This is a genomic window from Kitasatospora sp. NPDC058162 (assembly GCF_042884005.1).
GTDB lineage: Bacteria > Actinomycetota > Actinomycetes > Streptomycetales > Streptomycetaceae > Kitasatospora.
Window position 1 is genome coordinate 71,504 of record NZ_JBHVUS010000002.1, and the last position, 25,315, is coordinate 96,818.

Genomic DNA, 25,315 nt, shown 5'->3' on the forward strand with positions numbered 1-25,315 from the left:
CACATCATGTCAAGTAGTAACGCCGAGCCTCAGCGGCCTCTCAGCACGGGTTCCCGCGGCACCGAGCCGCGCAGCACCGACGACGCGATCCTGGACGCCGCCGCCGAGCTGGTGGTGCACTTCGGCGTCCGCCGCACCCAGCTGGCCGAGATCGCGCGCCGCGCCGGGGTCAGCCGCCCGACCGTCTACCGGCGCTGGCCGGACGTCCAGGCGGTGATCGGGGCGCTGCTCACCCGCGAGATCATGGCCACCCTGGAGGGCACCTCGCTGGGGGTGCGCGACCCGGGTGACCCGGGCGACCCGGGCGACCCGGGCGACCAGGGCGACCAAGGGACCCTCGTGGACCGGGCGACCTTCGTCGACCGGGTGGTCGAGGTCGCCGTCCGGCTGCGCGACCACCCGGTGCTCGGCGTGCTGCTCCACTCCGACGACTCGGACCTGCTGCTCCAGTACGTGGTCGAGCGGCTCGGCGAGAGCCAGCGCGGTCTGCTGGAGGCCCTGCGCACCGGCATCGAGCAGGGCCAGGCCGAGGGCTCGATCCGGGCCGGCGAACCGACCGAGCTGGCCGCCATGGTCCTGCTGATCGCCCAGTCCACCGTCCAGTCGCACCGCATGGTCGCCTCCCTGCTGCCCGAGGCGGCCTGGCGGCGCGAACTGGCCAGAGCGTTGAACGGATACCTCGCGCCATGACCCTCTCCGCAGGCCCGTACCAGGGAACCGCCCGACTCGACGCCCGGCGACGGACGTTCGAGCTCGACGCGCTGGCCGACGACCCGCGGGTCGACCTGCTGGTGATCGGCGGCGGGGTCACCGGCGCCGGGGTGGCGTTGGACGCCGCCGCGCGCGGCCTGCGGACCGTCCTGGTCGAAGCCCGTGACCTCGCCTTCGGGACGAGCCGCTGGAGCTCCAAGCTGGTGCACGGCGGCCTGCGCTACCTCGCCTCCGGGCGGGTGAAGGTCGCCCGGGAGAGCGCCGTCGAGCGCGGCGTGCTGATGACCCGCACCGCCCCGCACCTGGTCCGCGCGCTGCCCCAACTGGTGCCGCTGCTGCCCGACCTGCTGCGCCCCGGCCAGGCCGCGCTGATCCGCGCGGGCTTCCACGCCGGGGACGCGCTGCGGCTGAGCGCCGGGACGCCGGGCGCCCTGCTGCCCCGGGTCCGCCGGATCGACGCGGCCCGGACCAGGCAGCTGGTGCCGGGTGTGCGGACGGCCGGCCTGCGCGGCGCGCTGGTCGCCAACGACGGCCAACTCGTCGACGACGCACGGCTGGTGGTCGCCCTGGCGCGCACCGCCGCGCAGTACGGGGCGAGCGTGCTGACCCGGGTGCGGGCCGAGTCCGTCACCGGGACGTCGGCCCGGCTGGTCGACGCGCTGAGCGGCCAGTCGCTGACCGTCACGGCCGGTGCGGTGGTCAACGCCACCGGGGTGTGGGCCGGCGAGGTGGACACCTCGATCACGCTGCGCCCCAGCCGCGGCACCCACCTGCTGGTGGACGCCGCGACCCTCGGGTACCCGGTGGCCGCGCTCACGGTGCCGGTGCCCCGCTCGACCAGCCGCTTCGTCTTCGCGCTGCCGCAGCAGCTCGGCCGGGTCGCCGTCGGCCTGACCGACGAGGACGCCCCGGGCCCGATCCCGGACGAGCCGCAGCCCACCGAGGCCGAGCTGACCTTCCTCCTGGACACCGTCAACGCGGCCCTCGCCACCGCGCTGACCAGGGCGGACGTGCGCGGCGCCTACGCCGGCCTGCGCCCGCTGATCGACACCGGGGGCGGGAACACCGCCGACATCTCCCGGGAGCACGCGGTGCTGGAGTCCCCGTCCGGGGTGGTCACCGTGGTGGGCGGCAAGCTCACCACCTACCGGCGGATGGCCCAGGACGCGGTGGACACCGCCGTCCGGCTGCGCGGCCTGCCCGCCCGTACCTGCTGGACGGCCCGGCTGCCGCTGGTCGGCGCCCCCGGCCACCAGGACAGCCGGCCGGTGCCGATCCAGGGGGTGCCCGCCTCGCTGGTCGCCCGGCACGGCGGACTGTCCCACGAGGTCGTCGCGGCGGGGGAGTTGACGCCGGTGGCGGAGGGCCTCGACGTGACCCGGGCCGAGATCGCGTACGCGGTCACCCACGAGGGCGCGCTGGACGCGGCCGACGTGCTGGACCGGCGGACCAGGCTCGGCCTGGTGGCGGAGGACGCCGAGCGGGCCCGGAAGGCGGTCGAGGAGATCCTGGCGGAGCACCGGACCGGCTGACCGTCAGCCGGGCCGGCGCCCCGCCCCGGGCGGGGGTGGTGTTACGCGCGCCCGGCCTCCGGCTGGTCCTTGCGCGGCGCCTGGAGGTTCCAGAGCCGCCCGTCGGGGTCGCGGACGGTGGCGAGCCTGGTCCCGAAGTGGGTGTCCTCGAACGGGGACACCACCTCGACGGCGTCGCCGGCCCGGAACGCGTCGGCGTCGGCGACCTTGAGCACCAGCTGGAGCGGCGTCTCGCGGTCGGCGGGGACCTCGGCGACGAAGAGGGTCGGGCCGTCGCCGTTGCGCAGCTGGCCGGAGTTGTGGTCGGTCTCGAACTCCAGCTCGTAGCCGAGGTTCTGGAAGAACTTCACGGACTTGCCCCAGTTGTGGGTCTCGATGAACACGGCTTCGATGCCTTCGGTCGTCATCTCAGTTCTCCTCGCTGGATCCGGTGGACGGTTGCCCGGTGGTGGGGGCGTCGAGGTAGGCGCGCAGCGCCGCGGCGACCAGCGCCGAGAGCGACAGCTCCTCCTCGATGGCGCGGAACTTCACCTGCTTGATCAGCTCGATCGGCAGGTACACGTTGAACTGCTTCACATCCTCGTTTCCCACGACAAGAACGCTAGCACATTAGATTGCTAGCAACATAGCCAAGCGCGCACCCGGTCGGGGTCCGGCCGGGGTTCGGTCGGACGTTGGTCGGGCGCGGGGTCGGGCTCAGCCGGCCCAGGGGAAGGGGGTGAGGTCCGGCCCGACCCAGGCGGTGCGGGCCCGGTCGTCGGCCAGGGTCTCGGCCCGGTAGTGGCGGGCGAGCAGGTCCCGGTCGAGCAGCTCGGGGTGGCGCGCGCAGAACTCCTCGAAGTCGGCCGGGCCCTCGGCGTGGTGGGCCACCAGCTCGACCCAGGCCCGGGTCATGGTGACGTGGAACTTCTGCGGCGCCCCGGCCTTGGCGGCGGTGCGCCGGATGCCCTCGCCGATCAGGTCGAGCGCGGCGGTGGCGCCGTGCCGGCGGACGGCCAGCCAGGTGAGCCGGATGTGCTGGGCGTGGCCGAAACGGTCGGCGTCGGCCATCACCTCGCGCAGCAGCTCGTCGAAGGCGTCGGGGGTGGCGGGGGTGGCGGGGGAGGTCATGGGGGAGGCCTTCGGACGGGCGGAAGCGGACGGGCGATTGTAGTTTCTGCGGCATTCGTCCGCAAATGACCCTTATGGTCCGCTTCAGCGCGCGGTGCGCTCCGGCATCGGGTGTACGGCGCCCGCGAGCTCCAGCACGCAGGCCAGCGGGTGCTCCGCCCGGCCCGTCCGGTCCAGCCGGACGGCCAGCGGCCGCGGCGGCTCCTCGGCGAGTTGCCCGGACAGGGTCAGCGGGTAGCCGCCGTGGCCGTGGACGCGGTGGAAGGCGCACTCCTTGCCGTCCACCAGCAGTTCGGTCTCGGTGATCCAGCCGGAGCGGACGTTGACGGTGACCGAGTGTCCGTCCCGGTCGAGGTGGAAGCTGTACCGCTGGCGCATGGGAACCTCCCGCGAGGGCCTCGGAACGGGGACGGCCGGGGATCCACCGCCAGTTTAGGGCGGCCGTACCCTCCCGGCGCTCCGGCCCGTATCCTCCAGGCGCTCCGGCCGGTACGGTGATCGGTGTGCGGACGGATCCGGGCCGGGGGTGATCGGTTCCCGCTCCGGCCCCTGAGAAATCCCCGGGGTGGGGCCCGCCTGCAGGCGGATTCTCGTGATCTCTACAGTGTTGTAGATTCGTCCGCAGGGAGATCCGAGGAGGGCATTGTGGGAGTTTCGCTGGCCAAGGGCGGCAACGTCTCGCTGAGCAAGGAGGCGCCCGGTCTGAGCGCCGTGATCGTGGGTCTCGGCTGGGACGTTCGCACCACCACCGGGGCCGACTACGACCTGGACGCCAGTGCGCTGCTGTGCAACGCGCTCGGCAAGGTGGTCTCGGACCAGCACTTCGTCTTCTTCAACAACCTGCGCAGCCCCGAGGGTTCGGTCGAGCACAGCGGCGACAACCTGACCGGTGGCGGCGACGGCGACGACGAGCAGATCAAGGTCGACCTCGCCCGGGTGCCGGCCGACGTCGCCAAGGTGGTCTTCCCGGTGTCGATCTACGACGCCGACGCCCGGCTGCAGAACTTCGGCCAGGTCCGCAACGCCTTCATCCGGATCATCAACCAGGCCAACGGCCAGGAGATCGCCCGGTACGACCTCACCGAGGACGCCTCGACCGAGACCGCGATGGTCTTCGGCGAGCTGTACCGCAACGGCGCCGAGTGGAAGTTCCGTGCCATAGGCCAGGGTTACGCCTCCGGCCTGCGCGGCATCGCCACCGACTACGGCGTGAACGTCTGATCCGCTGAGTCATCACGAGGGGCCTGACCAGGCTCCCCGCCCGGGCGGGTCGGCTCAGCCGGCCCGCCCGAGTGCGTGTCCGCCGAACCCTCCGCCGCCGCCGAGCTGGCCCCGCCACCACTCGGCCATGGCCGGCTCGTCCATGGCCGACCAGTCCGGCGCCCCGGTGACCTGCGCCCGGCCCAGCGTCCGGCCCAGGTTCACCAACTCCAGCCCGGCCGCGCTCCGTTCGCGGTCGTACGCGGCCAGCAGCGGCGCCCAGGTGTCGCCGCCGAGCCGCCGTCCGGCCTGCTCGAAGGCGTGGGCGTCCTGCAGCGCCTTCACCGCGCCGCTGGTGTTGTGGGGGCGGACGACGGTCGCCGCGTCCCCGCCGATCAGCAGCCGCCCGGCGGTGCGGTATGGGGTCGCCAGGTCGTAGACGGGCTGCAGCAGGGTCCGTTCGCGCGGGGTCAGCGCGATCACGCCGGCCCAGTACGGCGGCAGCTGCCGTGCGGCGAACTCCCGCATGCCGTCCAGCTGTTCGTCGGTGAGGGTGCCCGCGGCGACGGCGGTCGGGCCGTCCAGCCGGAGCCAGTCCGGGGTGGGCGCGTAGAAGACCCAGTTCACCAGGGTGCTGCCCGGGTCGAATCCGGGGATGCGGTAGAGCACGACCTGGCCGCCGGGGTAGCAGACGGTGGCGCACTCCTCCTCCGGCCAGGCCGCCGCCCCGCCGGGCAGCGCGTCCAGCAGTGCGGAGTCGTAGCTGCCGCGCCAGCACACGTAGCCGGCGTACTCGGGCTCGGCCTGCGGGCAGACCGCCGCCCGGACCACCGAGCGGTAGCCGTCCGCGCCGATCACCAGGTCGTACGGGGTGCGGGTGCCGTCGGCCTGCTCCGTCCAGGCGCCGTCCCGGTCGCCGCCGACCGCGGTGACGGTGGTGCCCGGCCGGTACTCCACCGACTCCGGCGCCTGCTCGCGCAGGGTCTGCCAGAGCACCGCCCAGTGGTGGGAGTGGAACGGGAAGGGCTGGAGCCAGAGCGGCCGCCCCCGCCCGTGCGGGCCGTCGCCCTCGCCGGCCGGCCCGCGGGCGGCCCAGCGGCGCACGGTGAGCCGGTGGCGGCGGGTGTCCGGGGCGAGGTGGCCGGCGTCGACCAGTTCGGCGAAGCGGTCGTTGTGGGTGCAGATCCCCAGGCCGCGGTCCTCCAGTCGGCCCGGGCTGCGCTCCAGCACCACGACCCGCTCCGCGCCCAGCCGGGCCGCCGCCCCCGCGAAGGCGCTTCCGGCGATGCTGCCGCCGACCACGGCGACCGCTCCACCCCGCATGGTCCGTCCCCTCTCGCCGGGCCCCGTGACGCTCTCGCCGGGCCCCGGGAGGCCGGGAAGGGTCTTCCGGGTCCGTTGCCCCGGGAGTCGACGATACGCGGCGTGGGCCCGCCACGGGGGCGGTACGGCCGCTCCGGCGCGGCCTCCCGCGGCCGGGCTATGCAACTAGTTGCATAGCGCCGCGAGCGTCACCTACTCTGCGGTAACAATCCGGGAGACACCTCCCGCCGGCCGCCCCCACAGGAGACGTCGATGAGCTCGACCCCCGGCAGCAGCCGCTACCCGCACCTGCTCAGCCCCCTCGACCTCGGTTTCACCACCCTGCCCAACCGGGTGATCATGGGCTCGATGCACGTCGGCCTGGAGGAGGCCCCGGGCGGCTACCGGCGGATGGCCGCGTTCTACGCCGAACGCGCCCGCGGCGGCGTCGGCCTGATCGTCACCGGAGGCATCGCCCCCAACGAGGCCGGACGCCCCTGGGACGGCGGCGCCATGCTGACCACCGAGGCGGAGGCCGACGAGCACCGGGTGGTCACCGACGCCGTGCACGCCGCCGGCGGGAAGATCGCGCTGCAGATCCTGCACTTCGGCCGCTACGCCTACCACCGCGACCTCGTCGCCCCCAGCGCCCTCCAAGCCCCGATCAGCCCCTTCGTGCCCAACGAGCTCACCGCCGAGCAGGTCGAGCAGACCATCGAGGACTTCGCCCGCTGCGCCGAACTCGCCCGCCGGGCCGGCTACGACGGCGTCGAGATCATGGGCTCCGAGGGTTACCTGATCAACGAGTTCGTCGTCGCCGCCACCAACCACCGCGAGGACGAGTGGGGCGGCCCCTACGAGCGGCGGATGCGCTTCCCGGTCGAGATCGTCCGCCGGGTCCGCGAGCGGGTCGGCGAGGACTTCATCATCGTCTACCGGCTCTCCATGCTCGACCTGGTCCCCGGCGGCTCCACCCTCGACGAGGTGGTCCAGCTCGCCCAGGCCGTCGAGGCCGCCGGCGCGACCATCATCAACACCGGCATCGGCTGGCACGAGGCCCGCATCCCCACCATCGCCACCTCCGTGCCGCGCGGCGCCTTCGCCTGGGTCACCGAGCGCGTGATGGGCCGGGTGGGCATCCCGCTGGTCACCACCAACCGCATCAACACCCCCGAGATCGCCGAGCAGTTGCTCGCCGAGGGCAAGGCCGACCTGGTGTCGATGGCCCGCCCGCTGCTCGCCGACGCCGACTTCGTCGCCAAGGCCCGCGAGGACCGCGCCGACTCCATCAACACCTGCATCGGCTGCAACCAGGCCTGCCTGGACCACACCTTCAACCTCCAGATCACCTCCTGCCTGGTCAACCCGCGCGCCTGCCACGAGACCGAACTCGTCCTCGCCCCCACCAAGGTGCGCAAGTCCGTCGGCGTCGTCGGGGCCGGCCCGGCCGGGCTCGCCTTCGCCGTCTCCGCCGCCGAACGCGGCCACGCCGTCACGCTGTACGACGCCGCCGAGAGCGTCGGCGGGCAGCTGAACATCGCCCGGCGGATCCCCGGCAAGGAGGAGTTCAACGAGACGCTGCGCTACTACCGCACCCGGCTGGCCGAGTTGGGCGTCACGCTGCGCCTCGGCGCCGTCGTGACCGCCGAGCAGCTCGCCGCCGAGGGCTTCGACGAGGTCGTCCTCGCCACCGGCGTCACGCCCCGAACTCCCGCCGACATCGCGGGAATCGACCACCCCAGCGTGCTCGGCTACCTGGACGTGCTGCGCGACGGCGCGCCCGTCGGCGAGCGCGTCGCCATCCTCGGCGCGGGCGGCATCGGCTTCGACGTCGCCGAGTTCCTCACCGACCAGGGCGACCAGGCCAGCCTCAACCCGCCGGTGTTCCAGGCCAAGTGGGGCATCGACCCGGAGTACCGCGAGCGCGGCGGCCTGCGCGCGCCCGAGAAGCCGACGCCCCCGCGCAGCGTCCACCTGCTGCAGCGCAAGACCGGCAAGGTCGGCGCCGGGCTCGGCAAGACCACCGGCTGGATCCACCGCACCGAGCTCAAGCACCGCGGCGTCACCATGGTCGCCGGCGCCACCTACGACCTGATCGACGACGCCGGGCTGCACTACACCGTCGACGGCGAACGCCAACTCCTGCCCGTGGACACCGTGGTGCTCTGCACCGGCCAGGAGCCGCGCCGCGACCTGGAGGCGGCGCTGCGCGAGCGCGGACTGTCCGTGCACCTGATCGGCGGCGCGGACGTGGCCGCCGAGCTGGACGCCAAGCGGGCCATCAAGCAGGGGACGGAACTGGCCGCCGCCCTCTGACACCGGGTGGCCGGGGGGCTACCCGGCGTACCGGGCCCGCGGCGCCGTGCCGCGGGCCCGGTGGCCTGTTCCTGTGCTTGTTCCTGTCCCTGTCTCTCTGACGTGGCCTGACCTGCGAGGACGTCGGCCCGCGCGCTCGGCCCGGGCCCCGGTGGGAGACTGGTGCCCTGTCCCTGCCCGACCTCTCGACCGGGGGCCAGCATGTCCCTCCCGAGGACTCTCCACGCCCTCGCCGCCGCGGCCCTCGTCGCGGCGGCCGTCCTGGGCCCGGCCGGATCCGCGGGCGCCGTCGGTGCGGGCGTTGCCGCCGGTGCCGCGTCCGCGCCGGTGCTGCCCTCCGTCGACCAGCTGAAGTCCGCGCTGCTCACCGCCAACGACGTCGGCCCCGGCTACACCGAGGCCCCCGTCACCGGCAGCCCGAGCCCGAGCGAGAACCCCACCCCGGTCAGCGGCTGCGACGCGCTCAATGCCCTGATCACCATGCACGCCACCGCGCCCGGCCCGGCGACCCCGCACGCCGAGACCGAACTCGACGGCCCGGACGGCAACCCGATGGTGACCGAGTCCCTCGCCGCCGAGGACTCCGCCCGGCTCGCCGCGGACTTCGCCACCGTCACCGACGCGTTCAAGACCTGCCACACCATCACCTTCAACGCCGGCATCGGGGACTCCGTGACCTTCACCGTCACCCCCGTCGCCCTCGGCGACCGCCAGGACGCCCCCGCCGTCCGGCTCGACGGCACCCTGGCCGGCGTCCAGCTCAGCGCCTACCTCGGCATCGAACGCTTCGGCACCGTCGGCATGGCCTACGGCTTCTTCCAACGCCAGGGCGCCGACGCGCAGACCGCCTCGATGCAGTACCGCACCGCCGTCGCCAAGGTCGAACGCAGCCTCGGCACCACCGCGGGCAGCACCACCCCGCCCACCGTCACCGCCACCCAGGGCATGTCGGTCTGACCGCACCGGGACACGCAGCGGCCCCCGTCGAGCACATCGCTCGACGGGGGCCGCTGCGCGGTCGGTTAGTACCAGCCGGTCTCGTGGTAGCCCTTGTGGCCGCCGTTGGAGGTGGCCTGCGACTGGATGTTCGCGTCGTTGTCCATCGCGGACCAGATGGCGCCGCCCGAGGCCGTGAAGGTGGAGTAGTCGTTGTCCTGGCCCGGGTGGTTCTTGATCGACACGGACTCACCGGCGTCCGCGTTCCGGTCCCGCGCCCAGGCGGCCCGGCAGGACGGGCTGTAGCGCAGCTCCAGGTCGCCGTCGGTGGAGACGGTGATGGCGTCGTTGGCGCAGGTGGTGGTGGCCGGGTCCTTCCCGGTGCAGCTGCTCGCGTAGCAGCTGGTGGCGGCGGAGGCCGGGCCGGCCGCGAGGAGCGCCCCGGACATCGCCAGGACCAGGGTGGCGCCGGCTGTGGCGGCCTTGCGGGTGAGGGAACGCATGGAGTCCTCCGGAGTGGTGCGGGAGAGTTGGATCAGCGCTTCCACTCTCGGGCGCCGAGTCACCGTCCCTCCACCGTCCCGGCGTCCCTGGGACATCCCCGCCCGTCCCGGGAAGCGGACGGCTGGGCGCGCGGGCGGTCGGCCCCCTGCGGCCCGGTCCGGTCGGCTCCCCTGCGGCCCGGTCCGGGCGGTCTCGCTGTGCCCCGGCCCGGGCGGGGACCTCAGGCGCCGGCTCGGGCCCGTGGCCGGCTCGGGGTGGGCGTCGTCGCCCCGGTGGCGGCCGGGTGGGGCCGGCGGCGGGCGAGGCGGCAGCCGAGGCAGTCGGGGTGGCCGCTGCGGCCGGCCGGGTCGGGGGTGCGCCAGTGCCGGAGGTGGGGCGGGCGGGGGCCGGTGGGCTTGCCCCAGCCGGTGACGTGGAGCAGCCAGGCGGCGAGCGCGCCGAGCGCGGTGAGTGCCCCGCCGGCCCAGAGCCCGGGTGCCCAGCCGAGCACGAGGGCCGCGCCGGCGACGGCGAAACCGGTGGTCGCGAGGGCGGAGCCCGTCCAGCCGGCGACGGTGTGTCCCATGTCGTGATCACCGTGGGCACTCATGGATCCTCCAGTGGTGTGAGATGGGTGGGTGGCGGTGAACAGGCGGAACCGCTTCGTTTATCTCACGAGATAAGTTACTTAGATGCTAAGGAGATCCTGGGTGAAGGGCAAGCCGCGCCCCCGGGCGACGCCCGAGCAGGCGCTGTACGCGATGGACCAGATGATCGCGCTGGCCCAGTTCGGCCAGCAGGACATCGCCGCCCGGCTCGGGCTCAATGTGACGGACCTGACCTGCCTCGGCTTCGTGATCGGGGCCGCACTGGCCGACGAGTCGCTGGCCGCCGGCGACCTCGCCGAGCGCGCCCACCTGACCACCGGGGCCGTCACCGGTGTGCTCAACCGGCTGGAGAAGGCCGGGTACGCGCGCCGGGAGGCCGACCCGGGCGACCGCCGGCGGGTGCGGGTGGTGATGGCGGACGACGCGCAGCAGCGCATCATGCAGGTCTACGGCCCGTACTACGAGCGCATCGGCGCGCTGCTCGCCGACTACACGCCGGACGAGGCCGCGGTGATCGCCGACTGGTTCACCCGGGCGCGGGGCGTGCTCACCGAGTCCCTGGACGAGATCCGGGCCGCGACACCGTAACGCCGCGACACCGTAACGGCGCGACACCGTAACGGCGCGACACCGTAACGGCGTCGCGGCCCGGACCGGTGGGCGGCCGCACCCCCGTGGCGGCCGCCCACCGCCTCGTCACGGCAGGAGTCCCGTCACGGCAGGAACTTGACCTCCGGGAACTTCGGCGAGGGCCCGTCGAGGAGCGGGCTGCGACGGTGCCGGAGGTGGCGGTCGAAGAAGGCGAGCGGGTAGGACTGCTGGATGCGGGCGGAGCGGTCGGCGGGCAGGGTGCCGACCATCCGCTGGATCTGCGCGTCGGGGATGTTGAGCAGCTTGCCGACCTGGGGCATCAGGATGGCGGCGTCCTCGTAGGAGTTGTGGCGGACGCCGTCGGCCTGGATGTTGAGGTGCCAGCCGCGCAGGTGGTTCCAGAAGGTGACGGCGTCCGGGTTCTGGTCGCGGCCGAACTCGGCGGTGAGCATCATGAACGGCCGGTCGAGGTCGGTGACGGTGATCGCCCCCATCGGGCCGTCGATGGCGAGGCCGGCCCGGACGCGCCGGTCGGCCATGATGACGGCGGCGGTGGCCGAGCCGCCCTTGGACCAGCCGAACATGCCGACGTCGGCCGGGTCCGGGGCGCAGAGGAGGCCCTCGGGGAGGGCCTTGCCGTCGACGTCGGGGTTGCGGCCGGCGGCGAGCTCCTCGACGCAGTCGAGGATGAACCGGGCGTCGGCGGCGCAGTCGTTCGGGCTGATCCTGGGCGCGCCCTCGATCCACGGGGTGAGCACGCGGCCGTCGGGGAACTCGGTGAAGGCGTCCCAGGTGTGGTCGACGGTGACCACGACGTAGCCGTGGCTGGCGAGTTCCTGGACGATCACGGTGTTGACGGCCCGGTGGGCGTGGGCGCCGTGCGAGTAGACGATGACGGGCAGCCGGTGGCCGGGGCGGTGGACGGGCGCGCCCAGGCGCGCGGCGGTCAGCGGGCCGGCGGTGATCGGGAGCTGGTAGCCGGCGTCGTCCAGGAAGGCCTTGAGCGCGCCGTCGGACAGCCAGGGGGCGAGCGGGAGCTCCTCGGCCTTCCGGGCGGGGTACCAGACGGCGGCCATCAGTTCGCGGAAGCGGCCGGGGCCGGCGAAGGGGTCCGGCCGGGAGGTGTCGCGCAGGTGCAGGTCGACCGTGCCGATGCGGTGCGGGCCGGTGGGCTCGGGCAGGGTGAGCCGGGCGGGCGTGCCGCTCGGGGTGGTGGGCGCGGTGGGTGAGGTGGGCGCGGTGGGGGTGGCCGCCAGGGCGGTGGAGGCCAGGCCGAGCGGGGCGGCGGCGCCCAGGGCCAGTGCGGTGCCCAGCATGCGACGGCGGGTCAGTCCGGTGGGGCCGGTGAACGGCGTGGTGTCCATGCGCGGAACGCTGTCACGGGGCGCCGGGGAGCGGCATCAGCCCGGTGATTGATCTCCCGGCCGGGCGCATTGGTCCACGGGTTTACATCCCCGGGCTGATGCGCGGCCGGCCGCGAGGACGGTCGGGAGCGAAAAGGGCCGGGCGCGAAAAGGGTCGGGAGTGGGAAGTCGGCTCGGCCGACTTCCCACTCCCGTTGTTCTCCCTGCGTCGAGGTCCGGTCAGTCTCAGTTGAAGACCAGGACGTCGGTGCGCATCGGGATGGAGCTGCTCCAGCCGATGTTGATCTTGAAGGTCACGATCCCGTTGCCGGGGGCGATGCTCGACACCTGGAAGGCGGCGGCGCCCACGAAGCGGTTCCCGTTGGAGTCGATCTCGGAGGCGGTGATGACGACGGTGGAGTCGATCCCGATGACGTTCCAGGGGATCTGCAGGTTGAACGTCCCGTGCGAGGGGGTCCAGGTCCACCAGCCGCGCCACACGGCGCCGACGTTGCCGCCGATCGCGGCGAGCTCCTGTCCGGGGCTGGTGGGCTGCGAGCTGCCCGCGATCTGCGGGCTGTGGGAGGCGGAGGATTCGGCTGCGGTCATGGCGGCTCTCCTAACGCCGGGAGAGCCTCCACGGGCTCTCCGGATACTCCGAGTGTCGGTCAGTATGCGGAGCGTCGACAATCACTCGTGCGGGTGAACTCCCTTGCTTCATCGGCGTGTTGGCGTACTGACCGGACAGGCCTCATTGGGAGGTGTCGACTCGTTGGGTCGCCGCCACGGCACCACGCCGCCACGCCGTCGAGGTACGATGCAACCCATACCTGAGCCCTGCCCGGGAGGACCGGCAGCCATGCCCGACGAAGAAGGCCACCCCGCCGTCGACGAACTCGACCTGCGCACGGTCATGGGCGCCCTCGCCGACCCGCTGCGCTACGGCGTCGTCGCCGCCCTGCTCCGCGAAGCCGACGGCACCGCCCGCACCTGCGCCTCCTTCGACCTCCCGGTCTCCAAATCCACCCTCACCCACCACTTCCGCGTCCTGCGCGAAGCCGGCCTGATCCGCCAGGTCGACCGCGGCAACAGCCGCGCCGCCACCCTGCGCCGCGCCGACCTCGACACCCGTTTCCCCGGCCTCCTTGGCCTCCTGCGCGCCGAAGGCCGCTCAGTCGACCACCCGTAGCGCCTCCGACAGCGCCGCCAGCAGCGGCAGCGTCGGCGCCGCGTGCCCCGCCTCGACCGCCCGCAGCTGCCCCTCGGCCAGCCCCGACCGCTCCGCCAGCTCCGCCACCGACCACCCGAGCGCCGCCCGCCGCTCCTGCACGGCCCGCGCCAGATCGCCCGCCGGATCGCCGTCCGGATGTGCGGGGAAGTCCTCGATCAGGGGTCGTCTGCTGTCCATCAGGGCTCCTCGTCTCGACTGCGGGGCGCACAGTGTGACAGTGCGTCAGCCGGAAAAGGGTGAAGCGGCGGTCAAGTCTCCCTGACCGCCGCCCGGTTCATCCACCCGCTACTCGCCCGGGATCGTCGTCTGGTGCTCGTGACCGGTGTCGAAATACCGGTCCAGGTACGCCTCCCCGTCCAGCTCACTCCCGCGCAACAGCGAGAACACCTCGTCCCCGTCACCCGGCCGCCCGTCGGTGGCCAGCCGGTACGACTGCGCGAACTCCAGCTGCCTGAACCCGTTTTCGCACGCATACCGCCCGGCCTCCACCTCCGCCCGCCCGATCGCCTCCTCCGTCGACGCCGCCCGCCACAACGTCAGCCGCTCCTCATAACACGGCCCCTCCGAGGCCTCCCACCGGAACACACACCGCACCGCAAACCAGGACTTCCCTGCCGGGGCCATGCCGATCTCCTCCCGCCGCGCACCGAATCGGACATCCTCACCGCCAGCCGAGCCCGCGGGCAACCGCATATCGTCGCAGCATGACGGTGCACTGGGACACGGAGTCGTTGGAGCGGACCGGGTCGGGCCCGATCTGGGGTGGAGTGTGGTGTGAGATCGAGGGTGAGGCCTTCCCGGAGCAGGGCTGGTCGGACTTCCCGGTGCTGTTCGCCGCCGAACTCCTCGACGCCTTCGCGGAGGTGGCCTCCGCCCCACGCCGCCGACGCCGGGTGCGCTTCTACGACGGCCCGTTCCGGGTCGAGCTGGCCAGCGGCGAGAACGGCGCCGTCATCCTCACGGCCGAGTCCCGCTCGGCGGAACTCCCCGTGGACTCCCTGACGTCAGCCGCCGCCGGCCTGGTCCGCGCCTGCACGGCCCACGGCTGGGCCGAGGACCCCGAGGTGCGCCGGATCCGGGCCGCCCTGATCCGGATCGGCCGTTAGGGGACCGGGGGCACAGCCGCCCGGCCGGGACGCCGGGGGAGGCCGACGGCGGAGCGCTTCCGGACGCTCCGCCACCGAGGTCAACGCCCGTTGCCTGGGAGGTACTCGACCTCCCAGGCGCGGAACTTCAGGCGCAGGTCGACCGATTGGATCTCGAAGACCGGCGGCAGCTCGCGGCCGTACTCGTAGTACTGGACGATGTCGACGCCCTCGGGCTCGCCCTCCGGCGTGCCGGACCAGCCGTCGGAGCTGAGCCCGCTCTGCTCCAGGTGCAGTTCCTCGACGTCCCGGAATGCCAGCGCGAAGGCCCCGTGGCGGTCGTGCCGGAAGTCGATGGTGAGGGCGACTACCGGGTACCCGCCCAGGCGGACGCCCAGGAGCGCGGTGTCGTTGTGGAGGTCCAGGTGCCGGCCGGCCGCCCGGATCTCGACGGTGTCGAGCGGCGGGATCCAGGGATCCAGTCCGATGAAGCGTGCGCGCATGTCACCTTTTCCGGAACTTCTTGGTGATGACCCTGAATCCTTCGATGGCGGAATCCTTCAGCTCCGGATAGGCGTCGTCCGGCCTGTTGTGTCCGGTGTCGAGGTCCTCGCCGGCCCGAGTGGATACCGAGCCCGGTCCGTAGTTGGACCAGACCGACACGCCGTCATTCGTCATCTGAACGACGAAGGGGATTTCTGTGGTGGGCGGCGCCTCGCTGTTCACGACGACGGCCTCGCCGGGCTCCAACCAGATGTCGCTGCCTTCGGGCTCGAGCATCAGCTCCATTCGCCGGTCGCTACGGTTCTCGATCTCGACCTTGAATTTCACCTTGCGTTCCATTCGAAGAGTATGGCATGAGCGTGGGTGGGTGAATTGCTCGGGTCGCCCACTTCCGCACGGAAGTGGGCGACCCGATTCATCGGCTACTTCTGATCAGCTGGAGAGTTTCGCCTTGCGCCAATTCTTGCGGCTGGGCCGAGGGCTCCGAGGTGCGCCGGATCCGGGCCGCCTTGATCCGGATCGGCCGTTAGGGGCCCGGGGGCACAACCGCCCGGGCGGCTTCTGGACGGAGGTCGCCCGGCGAGATCCTGAAGAATGGATCAACGGTGCTTCGGGGGTGGTCATTCTTCGAAGGCGCTGAGGGTTCGTGCACATTGCGCTGCCGTGTTCAATCCCTGGAATCGGTAACGGCGGGGCAGCCGATACGGGTGCCCCGCCGTTACCGGCGTCGGGGATCAGTCAGATTCCGTGCGGACGATCAGTGGCTGATCCCGTTGTTGTTTCCATTTCTCCGGCTCCGTCAGGGCTTGCGTCGGAGCCACTTGTTGTGGAGCGCCTCCAGCTTGGTCGGCCGCTGGTAGCCGCATTCGACCTGGTCCCCGTTGGCGTCCAGGAGTTGACCTGAGTCGTTGTCCAGCCACACCGAAAGGCCGGCGCTGGTCAGCTGGATGTGAGGGGCGTCGCCGCTGGACGCGTCGAAGACCAGGGTGAAGGTCTCGCCGGGGTTCATCCAGTGGTCGGTTCCGACCGGTTCGAGGGTCAGCTCGACCTTCTTGTCCAGCTTGTTCTCCACCAGGAGCCTTGAATGTTCCGTCATCTCACTCCTCGGTATCGGTCGGTCTCCTATGACGTCTCGACGGCAGAGCGTGCACTGTGACAGTGCGTCAGTCGGAGAAGGGGTGGAGCGGCGGTCAAATCTCCTCGGCGAGCGTCCGCTCGACCTCCCCGGCGAATACCGCGTTACCGCCGTCACGGAGTCCGTGCGCGGTGAACCGTGCAGTGAAGTCGTCATGGGCGAGGAGTTCCCGGAGGGCGTACCCGGGACCGGTCAGGTCCGGAGCGCAGTCGCCCGCACCGAGTTCCGCGAGTCGGGCGGCGACGTAATCGGACCAGGCCGCGCTGTCCTCGACGTAGAAGTCCCAGCGTCCTTCCACGCTGAGGCGCACCGCCTCGCCGAGGGCGGGCGGCGTTTCCTCCTGGCCGCCATCCGTGGTGGCCTCATCGGCGAACTCGAGGTTGAACGGGTGGCCCCAGCCGTTGTGGTTCATCACCGCATCGGCGTATGCCACGGCCGCTGCGCGCACCGCGTCCTCGGCCGTCACGGCGTCCGGCGGGGCCGGGTTGCTGCCGGCCATGACCCGGGCATGCCGCTCCAGCGTCTGGATCAGCAGTCGGACGGCTGCTTGGATGTCGGGATTCTCCTCGACGGACACGTTGTTCCTCTCCTGGCCTCCATGTGCCGCTCAGCAGTTCTCCTCGATGTAGAGCAGGCTGAGGCCGTCCGCAGATGCGTATTCGAAGGGCCGATAGCTGGGAATGTTCGGCGTGCGAAGGCGGTCCTTGATCTCCTTCCATACTGCGCCGCGTTCCTCGGTCGCCAGATGGCGAAGTTCCTGACCCGCGCCCCAGCCCACGATCATGACATCGGCGTTTTCGACGAGTCGCGCGGCCAGCCTGCGTTCAATCGGTCCACGGATCTTCTGCCAGGTGAATCCGGATTCGTCCGTGAATTCGTCGCGATCGGCCGGGGATGGAATGAAGCCGCCTGGTGCGTTGGTCGAGGGGGGAAGGCCGGCCAGGACTTCGCTCAGCGTCGGCTCCCGCCTGTTCTTTTTTGCCATCTCTCATGCTCCCATTGGCGCGGGCTGCCGGTCCACCCTTGCAAGGGTGGACCGGCAGCTGGTGGACGGGCCAGATCAATCAGTACCGGTCAGCGCCGAACCTTCTGCTTTCCGTGTCGCCTTACGGTCGAGACCTTCGGAGGATTCTTCGTGATGTATTTGTAGTGCATGGTTACGCCGATTCGGCCGTGCGTGTCGAAATGATCGACGTGTACGTGCCCGCGCTTACTGCACTCATCACGATAACGGGCGCGTCCGGCGGCCCTGGCGTCGGTCTTGGCCTGTGCCACCGCCTCGGCCTTGCTCTGGAACGTCGTGGGATGCCAAGGGGTCTGACGGCGCGGGGCCTGCCGAACCAGCTTGGACGCGAAGTTCTTGATCGGCGAACTTGCGACGGCCCGGAACGTGGCTCTGGCCTCCGGTGCCGCCCGAGCAGCTCGGGAGGCGACCCGCACGGTCTTCACGACGGTGGCCGCCGCCTTGACCACGGGACCGGCACCGACCGTCTGGGCGACTGCCGTGACCGCCATTTCGGCGGCCTTCTCCCAGTTGCCCGTGGCGGCGTAGGAGACCGCCGAGACGGTGGCCGCGACGGCGCCGATGGGGCCGGGGATGTAGGCGGCCACCTCGGCGACCTTGGCGACCACCTCGACCGTCTTCTTCAGCCACTTGGGCATGCCCCAGTTGCCGTCGAGGTCGGTGCAGTTGACCGGGTCGCCGGTGCAGTAGTCGTACGGACTGGCATTCCCACCGGGGACCGGGTCGACCTGGAGGAAGCGGCCGAGGGCCGGACTGTAGAGACGGGCGCCCATCAGGATGTCGCCATCCTGGGCCTCGGCGGAGCGGAGCTTGCCGCCGAGCCAGCCGTAGCGGACGTTCGCCTGACTGTCCTGCGGGATGCCGAACTCGTCGAAGTCCAGCACCACCGGCTTGGTCAGTGCGGTGTCCGTGGTGATGACCACCGAGCCGAACAGGTTGGTCAACTGCAGCTGGACGTCACCGGTCTTGCCGGTGGTGGCGACCAGGTCGGTGTCGGGGCCTGACACATTGCGGGTCAGAGTGCCCTGGGTGGTGTCCTCGACGGTCCACCGGACGTGGTCGGAGTCGTCACCGTAGTGGTTCAGCTTCGACGTGGCGTTGGCCCAGCTGCCGTCGGCCTGCTTCTTGCCGGTGGTGAACGCGGTCAGGCGGTGAGCGGCGTCAACGGCCCACTCCTGCTTGGTGTCCCCCTTCTCCTGGGCGGCGACGCGGTCGTTGGCCCAGTAGGTGTTGGTCGCGCCGGTGGCGGTCTTCACCGTGCGCCCGAAGGCGTCGTAGGCGAAGCCCGCGTCCGTGAGGCGGTCGGCGCTGTCGTAGGTGTGGTTCTCCGCCGTGGCCCCGGCCGTGCTGCACTCGCCGGCCGCCCCGCGCGGGGAGGTCTGCTTGGACAGGCGGTTGGAGTGGGCGTCGAAGGCGTACTGCCGGGTCACGCAGCCGGCGGCGGCCGTGGTCTGCTCGGCCTTCACCAGCCGGCCGAGCCGGTCGTACCGGTAGGAGCGGGTGGCGGTGGAGCTGGTGTCCTTGGCCACCTGGCCCTGGGTGGAGATGTCGGTGGTCTGGGCCCAGACCACCGTGTTGTCGGAACTGCGGGTGTAGCTGCGGCCGGTGGCCTCGCCGACCGCGTTGAAGGTGTCCTTGCGGACGATCCCGCCGGGGTAGGTCTGCTCGACCAGCTGGCCGTCGGGTCCGTACGTCGCGGTGAACTCGCCCGCGACGCTGTCGGTCACCGAGGTGACCAGCCCGCGCGGCTCCTTGGCACGGTCGTAGCCGTAGGTGGTGGACCCGGTCGGGTCGCTCACCTTCACCGGCTTGCCGTAGCGGTCGAACTCCGTGGTGGTGGTGGCACCGTCGGCGTCGGTGTAGGAGATCAGGCGGCCGAGGGTGTCCATGACCCGGGTCAGGGATTTGCCGTCGGCGGTGGTCTTCACCGCGTCGCCGGTCGCCGGGTCGTACTCGGCGGTGACCTTGGGCAGGGGCTTGCCGTCGTCCGAGGTGATCTCGGTGGAGACGATCCGGTCCAGGCCGTCGTAGCCGGTGACGGTCTTGCGGGACTTGCCCGCATTGGCCTCGGTGACCTCCTCCGGCTGGTTGAACGACGAGTAGCGGGTCACTCGCTTCACCGGCAGGGTGGTCGGCATCCGGGTCGCGTCGGCCCCGGTGATCGTGCCGCCCGGCAGCGTGGCACAGGGCAGGCCCGCCCACTCGGGGCGGTTGGCGCAGGCGGTGTCGTCCGGGTTGGCCCCGGCGGTGTAGAACACCGACTTGACGGTGCCGGCGTCGCTGCCGTTGGAGCCCGGCTTGCGGGATTCCAGAGCCCGCCCGGCCGGGTCGTATTTGACGTAGGCCGTCAGCTTGGCGCCGAGGGCGTCGGTGGTGACCGACGTCGCCGTCTTCAGCGTCCAGCCGGGGGTGCCCCCGATGGGCGCGTCGTAGCCGTGCTTGGTGACGCGTAGCTCCACGTCCTCGGCGTAGCCGTCGATGCGGGCGCCGTCGGTGGCGGTGGTGACCAGGTGGTAGGCCTGGCCGTCGGGCTTCCCTTCGTCGTAGGTGTTGGTGTTGTGGTCCCGCGCCACGACCGAAGTGCCCGCCGGGAGGGTCGGGTTGACGGTCGTCTTGGTGAGGGCGACGGTGTCGATGCCGGTGTGGAAGCGCTCGCCGCCGCTGGCCGCGTTGGTGTCGACCAGGGTGAGCTTGAGCTCGTGGTCGCCGCGGGCCAGGCGCACCGACTGGCCGACGGTGAACGGGGAGATCACGGCGGTGGCGTTGTAGGTGTCGATCGGCCGGCCGACGTTCTGGCCGTCGATCGCCCACTGGATGACGCCGTGGTCGCTGTTCTTGGTGAGCTGGCCGGAGAGGACGTAGTCGCCCTCCTCGGGGACGCTGACCCGCATGCTGTCGAACGAGCCAGCCGCCGTGCCGCGGATGCCCAGGTGGGCACCCCCGGACCAGGTCAGGCCGCAGCAGTCGCTGTCGACCTGCACCTTGGTGTTGGTACCCAGCTGCGGCAGTTTCTCGGCCTCGGAGGTCACGGCGACCGGGGTGGTCTGGCCGTCGACCTGCTCGGCGAGCGAGGCGCGGTAGGCCGGGCCCAGGGTGTCGACGACGTCGATGCCGTCGGCGGAGTAGACCGTGCGCGAGTCCAGCAGACGGGCCCGCGACGCGGTGTCCGTCGGCAGGTTCAGCTCGGCGGCGAACTTCTCGGCGTCCGGGTGGGTGCCGAGTGCGATCGAACGGTTGGTCGCCGTGATGGAGCGCACGACGTGGCCGTAGCGGTCGTACTCGGAGGTGCTGATGTCACCACCGGGGGTGATGGACGGGACGGCGGTGTTGACCTCGTTGCCGGAGGCGTTGAGGTAGTGGACGGCGGCCGGCTTGTAGCCGTCCGGCCCCGGCTTGGCCGCCGACGCGGTGTTGACGGCGGGGACGTCCTCCGGGCCGAACACCGCGGTGGCGTCCGTCGGCGCGTCGGTCTGCGCCCACGTGGCCACGTCGGCGCCCGCCAGGTCGTACGGTCCGCCCGCGGCACGGGTCAACGGCACCTCGTACACGACGTTGGTCGCGTTCTCGCCGATGACCTGGTCCTTGCTGCCCGGCGCGAGGGTGTTGCGCCGCACCTTGAGCAGTCGGCCCGGGTCCTGGTCGGTCGCGGCCTTGCCGTAGTCGAAGCTCCACGGCTGCTCACCGGCGGCGCCGATCCGGGTGACCCGGCCGGTGTCGTCGTAGCCGTAGGAGATCTTCAACGGCGTGGCCAGCCGCGGATCCCACGCCTGCACCAGGCGGCCACGGTCGTCGTACGCGTAGTGCGCGACCTCGACGGCCTCCTGCTTGGAGGTGGCCGGGTTCCACGACCAGACCTTCACACCGCGGACGCGGTCCAGGTGGTCACCCGGAGCCGAGGCCGTCGCTGTCGTCGCCTTGGCGTAGTCGTACTCCATCACCTCGCAGCCGCGCGGCAGCGGGTCGACCGTGCAGCCGTTGGCGTCGTCGACGCCCGGCTCGACGGCCGGGATGACGCGCTTGACCAGTGAGCGGCCGTCGGTGGTGTCGTACTGGTAGCGGGTGGTCGACGCGGCCTCGGGCCCCGTCTCGCTGACCACCTGGTAGATGTTCGAGCCGGCCTGGCGGGCGAAGACGGTCTTGGAGCCGTCCAGCTCGGTCAGTTCGTAGGTGGTGCCGGCGGTCTGGAGGTCCCAGATCTGGTTGGGGCCCGCCCAGCAGACCCAGACTGAGGCGCCCTTGTCGGCGTCCAGGCACTTCGCCGAGTGGCGGTTCATCACGGTGTTGTCGGGGCGGACCTCCCAGCGCTGGTTGTCACCGCCGTTGCAGGTCCACAGGACGAGCGGGGTGCCGTTGTCGACCTGGCCCAGCGGGTTGTCCAGGCAGTAGCCCAGCAGTCGCAGGGTGAGGTCGTCGCCGCGGGTCCATTGCTGGTTGGCGGCGCCGTTGCAGGCGGCCGGCTGCAGCCGGGAGCCGTTGCCGGGCACGCCGCCCGGGACCTCCAGGCACTGGCCCGAGGTGGACAGCACGATCGCGCCGGACTTGGCCGGGATGGCCTTCAGCGTCATGGACTCGGCGCCGGGCTCGGGGAAGAACGTTCCGTCGTTGCCCTTGGCGAAGGTCAGCGAGGTGTCGTCGTTGCCCTTGATCTCGACGAGGTCGGACTGCGGGAAGGACAGCGCGCGGTAGTCACCGCCGGTCCCGGCGTCGGGGCCGCCGGCCCACTGGGGACCGAAGGGGGCGACGATCTCCTTCAGGGACAGGTCGTCGAAGAACACCTCCTTGCCGCTGCCCCCGGCATTGCCGTTGTAGAGGCGGAACCAGGCCTCGGTCGCGTCGGCCGGGACGGCCATGTCGACCGTCAACTGCTGCCAGCCGTCGGTGAAGGAGGCCTTCGGGGAGGCCGTCTCGCCGTAGCCGGCCGGGGTGCGGTACACGCCGACGAGGCGAAGGCCGCGGTTGGGCAGCGGGCTGTCCAGTCCGGTCGCGCCGGGGACGTGGATCCAGCCGGTCAGCCGGTAGGTGCGGCCGGGCTTCATGCCCTGACCCATGGTGTACTCGGGGCCCAGCGCGGCGAAGGAGTCCCAGCCGGAGGCGGCCGGGGTGACCGACAGCGAGTCGGTCGAGCTGTCGTGGCCCCGCGTCGTGGAGCGGGTGACGGTCGCCTGGCCGGGGGTGAAGCCCGTGGTGTCGGCGCCGATCTGGCGCTGGTTGAGCGTCAGGCGCTCGCCCTGGGGCTGCCAGCCGCGGCCGAGGTCGCGCGAGGAGGCGGTCCGCTTGACCGACATGCCGAACTCGTCGGCGTCGGTGACATCCGTCGAGTAGTCACCGGTGAGCAGGTTGACCGAGCCGGGGCCGATGCCGGTGCTCGCCGCGCCGTCGGCGTTGCGGTCGACCGTCATGGTGTTCCAGACGGTGGTGTAGCCGTTGCCGGAGCCGTCCTCGGGGAACAGCACGGCCCGGACCTGGACGACGCCGCCGACCTGGCCGAGGGTGTCGAGCGCGTTCCAGTTGGCGTGCGGGCCGAGGTCCGCGAGGCGCGGCTTGTCCTCGGTGACCGGGGAGTTGTCGGCCTTGGTGAGGTTGGCGCGCGGGACGGTGTACTCGGTGGCGCCCGGGCCGCGGCGGTACTGGTAGAGGACCCGCTTGAACTGGGTCTGGGCGTCGACGGAGAGCTTGACGCGCTTCGCCGCCTGGGTGCCGTTGACCGGCGAGCTGATGCCCGCCTGGCCGACGTGGAACACGTACGTCGCGGGCGGGGACAGGTTGCCCGCACGGTCCTTGGACTGCACGCTGAGCACGCGCCGGCCCTCGGTGGTCGGCGTGATCGACGTGGTCAGCGCGCCGGTCGCGGGGACGGTCACCGGGGCGCCGCCGTCCAGGGTGTGGACGTAGGCGGTGGTGTCGTCGGTGCCCGGGGCGGGCGAGAAGGTGAACGAACCCGGCTGGTTGGCGGTGCCGTGCCAGAGGCCGTCCGCCGGGTAGTCGGCCGAACTCACGAACGGCGTACCGGGCTTGACCGTGTCGGCGACGACGTTGGTGCCCACCCAGCCGGAGCGGGACTTGCCGTCGTCGAGCATGGCCCAGATCGAGTACTGCACGCCCTCGTCGAGGCGGGCGATGCCGTAGTCGGAGGGGCGGACGGTCGCGATCGCGCCGTTCGGGGTGTCCCGGACGATGCTGCCGACGAAGGTGCCGCCGCGCCACAGGTCCAGATAGACCTTCAGCGGGTCACCGTCGGGGTCGGCCGCCTGCACCTGGAAGCGCGGGTTCGGGTCCGAGGTGTAGCGGGGGTTGCCCTGCTGCGAGGGCAGGACCTCCACGGTCGCCGGGGTCGCCGGGACGGTGTTGTACGTGATCGAGATGAACGGCGGCCAGTAGCCCTCGGCGGAGCTGAACCGCTTCCAGGACAGGCTGCTGGACTCGTCGGCGGCCTTGAGGGCGAAGCCGTAGTCGTTGTAGCCGAACCCGGCGAAGTGCCGGATCATCTCGGTGACGTCGGCCTTGGCCCAGAAGGTGCCGTCCGGGGCGTAGCAGTCGTGGTTGTCACCGTCGCCGGCGACGTCGTAGGTGTCGTTCGACGTGGCCCACTTGCGCTCCATGGCGGGCTGGTTGCCCCAGCGGGTCCACCAGGCCGCGCCGCCCGCGTTCCACACCTCCCACTGCTTCGGGGTGCAGGACGAGGAGTGGTAGTTGGCGAGGTGGAGCGTGGCGCCCAGGATCTGCTTGCCGTTGAACGACCCGCCCGGGACGGTCAGGAACGACCGGGCCACGACCTTGCCGTCGTAGCTGCCCAGCTTGAGGTCGGTCGACGCGGAGGCGTCGATGTTCTCGTTGGTCTGGACGTAGGTGTCGAAGGTCGTGCCGACGTCCACCACCGGGTCGACGGTGACCGGGAACCGGGTCTTCGGGTCCGCCAGGAAGCCGGCGTCCGGGGTGAACACCAGCTCGGTGTCGGCACCCTGGCCGCGCAGCTGCATCGTCACCGCGCCGCGGTTCAGGTGCTCCTGCGAGGCCGGGTCCACGACGGCGTCCCACATCACGGGGGCCGGGATCCGGACGGCGGCCTTGCCGCTCGCCTTGTCGAGCAGCTGGATCGAACCGTCCTGCTGCGGGGCGACGGTGAGGCCGGTGGTGTCGAGCGGGATCGTCACGGTGCCGGTCTGGGCGACGGCGGCACGGTCCTTGACGATCAGGAACTGCTCGAAGCCGGTCCGGGTGGCCTCCAGGACCAGGTCGACGCCCGGGCGGGCGTCGACGTAGGTCGCCTTGTTGCCCTCCAGCCGGGGCTTGGGCAGCTTGCCGAGCCAGCCGAACTTGACCTGCTGCTCACCGGAGCCGATCTTGACCAGCTCGCGCTCGGCGGGCTTGGGGTCGGACGGCTTCGGGTCGGCGGGCTTGGGGTCGGACGGCTTCGGGTCGGCGGCGGGGCGGACGCCCGCGCGGGAGGCCCGGGTCGGGTCGGCCGGCGGGGAAGCGGAGGGCGAGGCGGCGGGGGAGGCGGAGCCGCTTGCCGAAGGCGTCGCCGTGGGCGTGGCCGTCGGCGTCGCGCTGGGTGCGGCCGTCGGAACCGCCGTCGGAACCCCCGTCGGAGCGGCTGTCGGAACCCCCGTCGGGCCGGTGCCCGGCAGGCTGTCGCCCACCGTCACCCCGGCGTCGCCGCCCTCGAAGACCACCCCGCCCGGGTGGGCCTTCGGCGCGACCTTGCCGTCGGGCGTCTGCACCAGGGTGGTGTCGACGGGCACCCAGGCCTCGCCGACCTTCATCCGGATCGGCCCGGTGGACCGGTCGGAGGTGAGCGTGCCGTCGGGGTTGGCCCACAGGGTGGTGAACTCGGTGCGGGCGCCGGTGACTTCGATCCGCCGCTTCTGCAGCCGGGCCGTGAGCAGGGCGGACGCCTCGTCGAGCGCCTCGGTGGCGGGCGCGACCGGGGGTACGGGCGGCGTGGGCGCGGCGGCCGCGGGGGCCGCCGTGATCGCGTCCACCGCGACACCGGTCTGTACGAGCAGACCGAGCGTCAGGATCGCGGCTATCCGCCGTGTCCTGCGCGTGGAGAAGGCCCCGTCCGTGGAACCGGACGAGGCCTGAGACCGTCGTGTCATCAAGACTCTCTCAAGAGATCGCCAATGTTTCGCATGGCTTTGGTAAAAGCCGATTCACAATCTCTCATTGGCGATGAGCCCCGGATGGCCAACGGGGATGAAGAT

Annotated in this window: 25 protein-coding genes; 8 read left to right on the forward strand and 17 right to left on the reverse strand. The window is 71.9% G+C overall.

Annotated features, from left to right (window positions below; genetic code table 11):
• The first annotated feature begins 6 nt into the window (after positions 1 to 6).
• A complete protein-coding gene (locus ACFVXG_RS03815; protein WP_387924008.1) occupies positions 7 to 690 on the forward strand; it encodes a helix-turn-helix domain-containing protein in 684 nt (227 codons plus the stop codon).
• A complete protein-coding gene (locus ACFVXG_RS03820) occupies positions 687 to 2,243 on the forward strand; it encodes a glycerol-3-phosphate dehydrogenase/oxidase (RefSeq protein WP_387924010.1) in 1,557 nt (518 codons plus the stop codon). The genes ACFVXG_RS03815 and ACFVXG_RS03820 overlap by 4 nt, the downstream gene beginning before the upstream one ends.
• Positions 2,244 to 2,284: 41 nt before the next feature.
• Here the strand turns inward: ACFVXG_RS03820 and ACFVXG_RS03825 are convergent, their stop codons facing one another.
• The 4 genes from ACFVXG_RS03825 to ACFVXG_RS03840 all read right to left on the reverse strand — a co-directional run bounded on the left by ACFVXG_RS03825 (position 2,285) and on the right by ACFVXG_RS03840 (position 3,731).
• The gene (locus ACFVXG_RS03825; RefSeq protein WP_387924012.1) at positions 2,285 to 2,650 is read right to left on the reverse strand and encodes a VOC family protein; all 366 of its coding nucleotides are present in this window, start codon (positions 2,648 to 2,650) and stop codon (positions 2,285 to 2,287) included.
• Position 2,651: 1 nt separating this feature from the next.
• Positions 2,652 to 2,834: a CopG family transcriptional regulator gene (locus ACFVXG_RS03830; RefSeq protein ID WP_350508477.1), complete on the reverse strand. Its 183-nt coding sequence runs from the start codon at positions 2,832 to 2,834 to the stop codon at positions 2,652 to 2,654.
• 105 nt (positions 2,835 to 2,939) lie between these two features.
• A complete protein-coding gene (locus ACFVXG_RS03835; protein ID WP_387924014.1) occupies positions 2,940 to 3,353 on the reverse strand; it encodes a hypothetical protein in 414 nt (137 codons plus the stop codon).
• A gap of 84 nt (positions 3,354 to 3,437) precedes the next feature.
• Positions 3,438 to 3,731 carry a hypothetical protein gene (locus ACFVXG_RS03840; protein WP_387924016.1) on the reverse strand — a complete coding sequence of 98 codons (294 nt, stop codon included), beginning with the start codon at positions 3,729 to 3,731 and terminating at the stop codon, positions 3,438 to 3,440.
• A 267-nt stretch (positions 3,732 to 3,998) separates the two neighbouring features.
• Between ACFVXG_RS03840 and ACFVXG_RS03845 the strand changes: the two genes are divergently transcribed.
• The gene (locus ACFVXG_RS03845; protein WP_350508479.1) at positions 3,999 to 4,574 is read left to right on the forward strand and encodes a TerD family protein; all 576 of its coding nucleotides are present in this window, start codon (positions 3,999 to 4,001) and stop codon (positions 4,572 to 4,574) included.
• Between the two features lie 54 nt (positions 4,575 to 4,628).
• On the opposite strand, the gene ACFVXG_RS03850 is transcribed toward ACFVXG_RS03845, so the two are convergent.
• Positions 4,629 to 5,876 carry an FAD-dependent monooxygenase gene (locus ACFVXG_RS03850; RefSeq protein ID WP_387924018.1) on the reverse strand — a complete coding sequence of 416 codons (1,248 nt, stop codon included), beginning with the start codon at positions 5,874 to 5,876 and terminating at the stop codon, positions 4,629 to 4,631.
• 252 nt (positions 5,877 to 6,128) lie between these two features.
• Here ACFVXG_RS03850 and ACFVXG_RS03855 point away from each other — a divergent pair, with 252 nt between their 5' ends.
• Entirely contained in the window at positions 6,129 to 8,171 is a 2,043-nt protein-coding gene (locus ACFVXG_RS03855; protein ID WP_387924020.1) for an FAD-dependent oxidoreductase, read from the forward strand.
• A 201-nt stretch (positions 8,172 to 8,372) separates the two neighbouring features.
• Positions 8,373 to 9,128, forward strand: coding sequence for a hypothetical protein (locus ACFVXG_RS03860; protein ID WP_387924022.1), 756 nt, complete (start codon positions 8,373 to 8,375; stop codon positions 9,126 to 9,128).
• A gap of 65 nt (positions 9,129 to 9,193) precedes the next feature.
• On the opposite strand, the gene ACFVXG_RS03865 is transcribed toward ACFVXG_RS03860, so the two are convergent.
• Positions 9,194 to 9,610, reverse strand: coding sequence for a DUF2690 domain-containing protein (locus ACFVXG_RS03865; protein WP_387924024.1), 417 nt, complete (start codon positions 9,608 to 9,610; stop codon positions 9,194 to 9,196).
• Positions 9,611 to 9,831: 221 nt separating this feature from the next.
• Positions 9,832 to 10,200, reverse strand: coding sequence for an HGxxPAAW family protein (locus ACFVXG_RS03870; protein WP_387924026.1), 369 nt, complete (start codon positions 10,198 to 10,200; stop codon positions 9,832 to 9,834).
• A 100-nt stretch (positions 10,201 to 10,300) separates the two neighbouring features.
• On the opposite strand from ACFVXG_RS03870, the gene ACFVXG_RS03875 reads away from it, so the two are divergent.
• Entirely contained in the window at positions 10,301 to 10,786 is a 486-nt protein-coding gene (locus ACFVXG_RS03875; RefSeq protein WP_387924028.1) for a MarR family transcriptional regulator, read from the forward strand.
• A 125-nt stretch (positions 10,787 to 10,911) separates the two neighbouring features.
• Here the strand turns inward: ACFVXG_RS03875 and ACFVXG_RS03880 are convergent, their stop codons facing one another.
• Together ACFVXG_RS03880 and ACFVXG_RS03885 are read right to left on the reverse strand one after the other, a co-directional pair.
• Positions 10,912 to 12,153, reverse strand: coding sequence for an alpha/beta hydrolase family protein (locus ACFVXG_RS03880; protein ID WP_387924030.1), 1,242 nt, complete (start codon positions 12,151 to 12,153; stop codon positions 10,912 to 10,914).
• Positions 12,154 to 12,378: 225 nt separating this feature from the next.
• On the reverse strand, positions 12,379 to 12,741 hold the full coding sequence (locus ACFVXG_RS03885; RefSeq protein WP_387924032.1) for a hypothetical protein: 363 nt from the start codon (positions 12,739 to 12,741) through the stop codon (positions 12,379 to 12,381).
• Between the two features lie 250 nt (positions 12,742 to 12,991).
• Here ACFVXG_RS03885 and ACFVXG_RS03890 point away from each other — a divergent pair, with 250 nt between their 5' ends.
• Positions 12,992 to 13,321, forward strand: a complete 330-nt coding sequence (locus tag ACFVXG_RS03890) for an ArsR/SmtB family transcription factor (RefSeq protein WP_387924034.1) — start codon at positions 12,992 to 12,994, stop codon at positions 13,319 to 13,321.
• Here the strand turns inward: ACFVXG_RS03890 and ACFVXG_RS03895 are convergent.
• Together ACFVXG_RS03895 and ACFVXG_RS03900 are read right to left on the reverse strand one after the other, a co-directional pair.
• Positions 13,304 to 13,540, reverse strand: a complete 237-nt coding sequence (locus ACFVXG_RS03895; RefSeq protein WP_387924036.1) for a multiprotein-bridging factor 1 family protein — start codon at positions 13,538 to 13,540, stop codon at positions 13,304 to 13,306. The two genes, ACFVXG_RS03890 and ACFVXG_RS03895, sit on opposite strands and share 18 nt — an antisense overlap.
• Before the next feature lie 108 nt (positions 13,541 to 13,648).
• Complete coding sequence (locus ACFVXG_RS03900; protein WP_387924038.1) at positions 13,649 to 13,987, reverse strand: hypothetical protein; 339 nt, start codon at positions 13,985 to 13,987, stop codon at positions 13,649 to 13,651.
• A gap of 80 nt (positions 13,988 to 14,067) precedes the next feature.
• Here ACFVXG_RS03900 and ACFVXG_RS03905 point away from each other — a divergent pair, with 80 nt between their 5' ends.
• Entirely contained in the window at positions 14,068 to 14,469 is a 402-nt protein-coding gene (locus ACFVXG_RS03905) for a hypothetical protein (RefSeq protein ID WP_387924040.1), read from the forward strand.
• 80 nt (positions 14,470 to 14,549) lie between these two features.
• Here ACFVXG_RS03905 and ACFVXG_RS03910 read toward each other — a convergent pair whose 3' ends face one another.
• The 6 genes from ACFVXG_RS03910 to ACFVXG_RS03935 form a co-directional block, all read right to left on the reverse strand.
• A complete protein-coding gene (locus tag ACFVXG_RS03910) occupies positions 14,550 to 14,951 on the reverse strand; it encodes a hypothetical protein (protein ID WP_387924042.1) in 402 nt (133 codons plus the stop codon).
• A gap of 1 nt (position 14,952) precedes the next feature.
• Positions 14,953 to 15,291, reverse strand: coding sequence for a hypothetical protein (locus ACFVXG_RS03915; RefSeq protein ID WP_387924044.1), 339 nt, complete (start codon positions 15,289 to 15,291; stop codon positions 14,953 to 14,955).
• Between the two features lie 460 nt (positions 15,292 to 15,751).
• Entirely contained in the window at positions 15,752 to 16,048 is a 297-nt protein-coding gene (locus ACFVXG_RS03920; protein ID WP_387924046.1) for a hypothetical protein, read from the reverse strand.
• 94 nt (positions 16,049 to 16,142) lie between these two features.
• A complete protein-coding gene (locus tag ACFVXG_RS03925; RefSeq protein ID WP_387924048.1) occupies positions 16,143 to 16,664 on the reverse strand; it encodes a hypothetical protein in 522 nt (173 codons plus the stop codon).
• A 30-nt stretch (positions 16,665 to 16,694) separates the two neighbouring features.
• Positions 16,695 to 17,072, reverse strand: a complete 378-nt coding sequence (locus ACFVXG_RS03930; protein WP_387924050.1) for a hypothetical protein — start codon at positions 17,070 to 17,072, stop codon at positions 16,695 to 16,697.
• 89 nt (positions 17,073 to 17,161) lie between these two features.
• Entirely contained in the window at positions 17,162 to 25,210 is an 8,049-nt protein-coding gene (locus ACFVXG_RS03935) for a ricin-type beta-trefoil lectin domain protein (protein WP_387924052.1), read from the reverse strand.
• Positions 25,211 to 25,315: the final 105 nt, after the last annotated feature.

Excerpts from the sequence above, each read along its gene's own strand:
- ACFVXG_RS03815 (WP_387924008.1), top strand. The coding sequence starts at position 7 with ATGTCAAGTAGTAACGCCGAGCCTCAGCGGCCTCTCAGCACGGGTTCC.
- ACFVXG_RS03820 (WP_387924010.1), top strand. The coding sequence starts at position 687 with ATGACCCTCTCCGCAGGCCCGTACCAGGGAACCGCCCGACTCGACGCC.
- ACFVXG_RS03825 (WP_387924012.1), bottom strand. The coding sequence starts at position 2,650 with ATGACGACCGAAGGCATCGAAGCCGTGTTCATCGAGACCCACAACTGG.
- ACFVXG_RS03835 (WP_387924014.1), bottom strand. The coding sequence starts at position 3,353 with ATGACCTCCCCCGCCACCCCCGCCACCCCCGACGCCTTCGACGAGCTG.
- ACFVXG_RS03840 (WP_387924016.1), bottom strand. The coding sequence starts at position 3,731 with ATGCGCCAGCGGTACAGCTTCCACCTCGACCGGGACGGACACTCGGTC.
- ACFVXG_RS03850 (WP_387924018.1), bottom strand. The coding sequence starts at position 5,876 with ATGCGGGGTGGAGCGGTCGCCGTGGTCGGCGGCAGCATCGCCGGAAGC.
- ACFVXG_RS03855 (WP_387924020.1), top strand. The coding sequence starts at position 6,129 with ATGAGCTCGACCCCCGGCAGCAGCCGCTACCCGCACCTGCTCAGCCCC.
- ACFVXG_RS03860 (WP_387924022.1), top strand. The coding sequence starts at position 8,373 with ATGTCCCTCCCGAGGACTCTCCACGCCCTCGCCGCCGCGGCCCTCGTC.
- ACFVXG_RS03865 (WP_387924024.1), bottom strand. The coding sequence starts at position 9,610 with ATGCGTTCCCTCACCCGCAAGGCCGCCACAGCCGGCGCCACCCTGGTC.
- ACFVXG_RS03870 (WP_387924026.1), bottom strand. The coding sequence starts at position 10,200 with ATGAGTGCCCACGGTGATCACGACATGGGACACACCGTCGCCGGCTGG.
- ACFVXG_RS03880 (WP_387924030.1), bottom strand. The coding sequence starts at position 12,153 with ATGGACACCACGCCGTTCACCGGCCCCACCGGACTGACCCGCCGTCGC.
- ACFVXG_RS03885 (WP_387924032.1), bottom strand. The coding sequence starts at position 12,741 with ATGACCGCAGCCGAATCCTCCGCCTCCCACAGCCCGCAGATCGCGGGC.
- ACFVXG_RS03890 (WP_387924034.1), top strand. The coding sequence starts at position 12,992 with ATGCCCGACGAAGAAGGCCACCCCGCCGTCGACGAACTCGACCTGCGC.
- ACFVXG_RS03895 (WP_387924036.1), bottom strand. The coding sequence starts at position 13,540 with ATGGACAGCAGACGACCCCTGATCGAGGACTTCCCCGCACATCCGGAC.
- ACFVXG_RS03900 (WP_387924038.1), bottom strand. The coding sequence starts at position 13,987 with ATGGCCCCGGCAGGGAAGTCCTGGTTTGCGGTGCGGTGTGTGTTCCGG.
- ACFVXG_RS03905 (WP_387924040.1), top strand. The coding sequence starts at position 14,068 with ATGACGGTGCACTGGGACACGGAGTCGTTGGAGCGGACCGGGTCGGGC.
- ACFVXG_RS03910 (WP_387924042.1), bottom strand. The coding sequence starts at position 14,951 with ATGCGCGCACGCTTCATCGGACTGGATCCCTGGATCCCGCCGCTCGAC.
- ACFVXG_RS03915 (WP_387924044.1), bottom strand. The coding sequence starts at position 15,291 with ATGGAACGCAAGGTGAAATTCAAGGTCGAGATCGAGAACCGTAGCGAC.
- ACFVXG_RS03920 (WP_387924046.1), bottom strand. The coding sequence starts at position 16,048 with ATGACGGAACATTCAAGGCTCCTGGTGGAGAACAAGCTGGACAAGAAG.
- ACFVXG_RS03930 (WP_387924050.1), bottom strand. The coding sequence starts at position 17,072 with ATGGCAAAAAAGAACAGGCGGGAGCCGACGCTGAGCGAAGTCCTGGCC.
- ACFVXG_RS03935 (WP_387924052.1), bottom strand. The coding sequence starts at position 25,210 with ATGACACGACGGTCTCAGGCCTCGTCCGGTTCCACGGACGGGGCCTTC.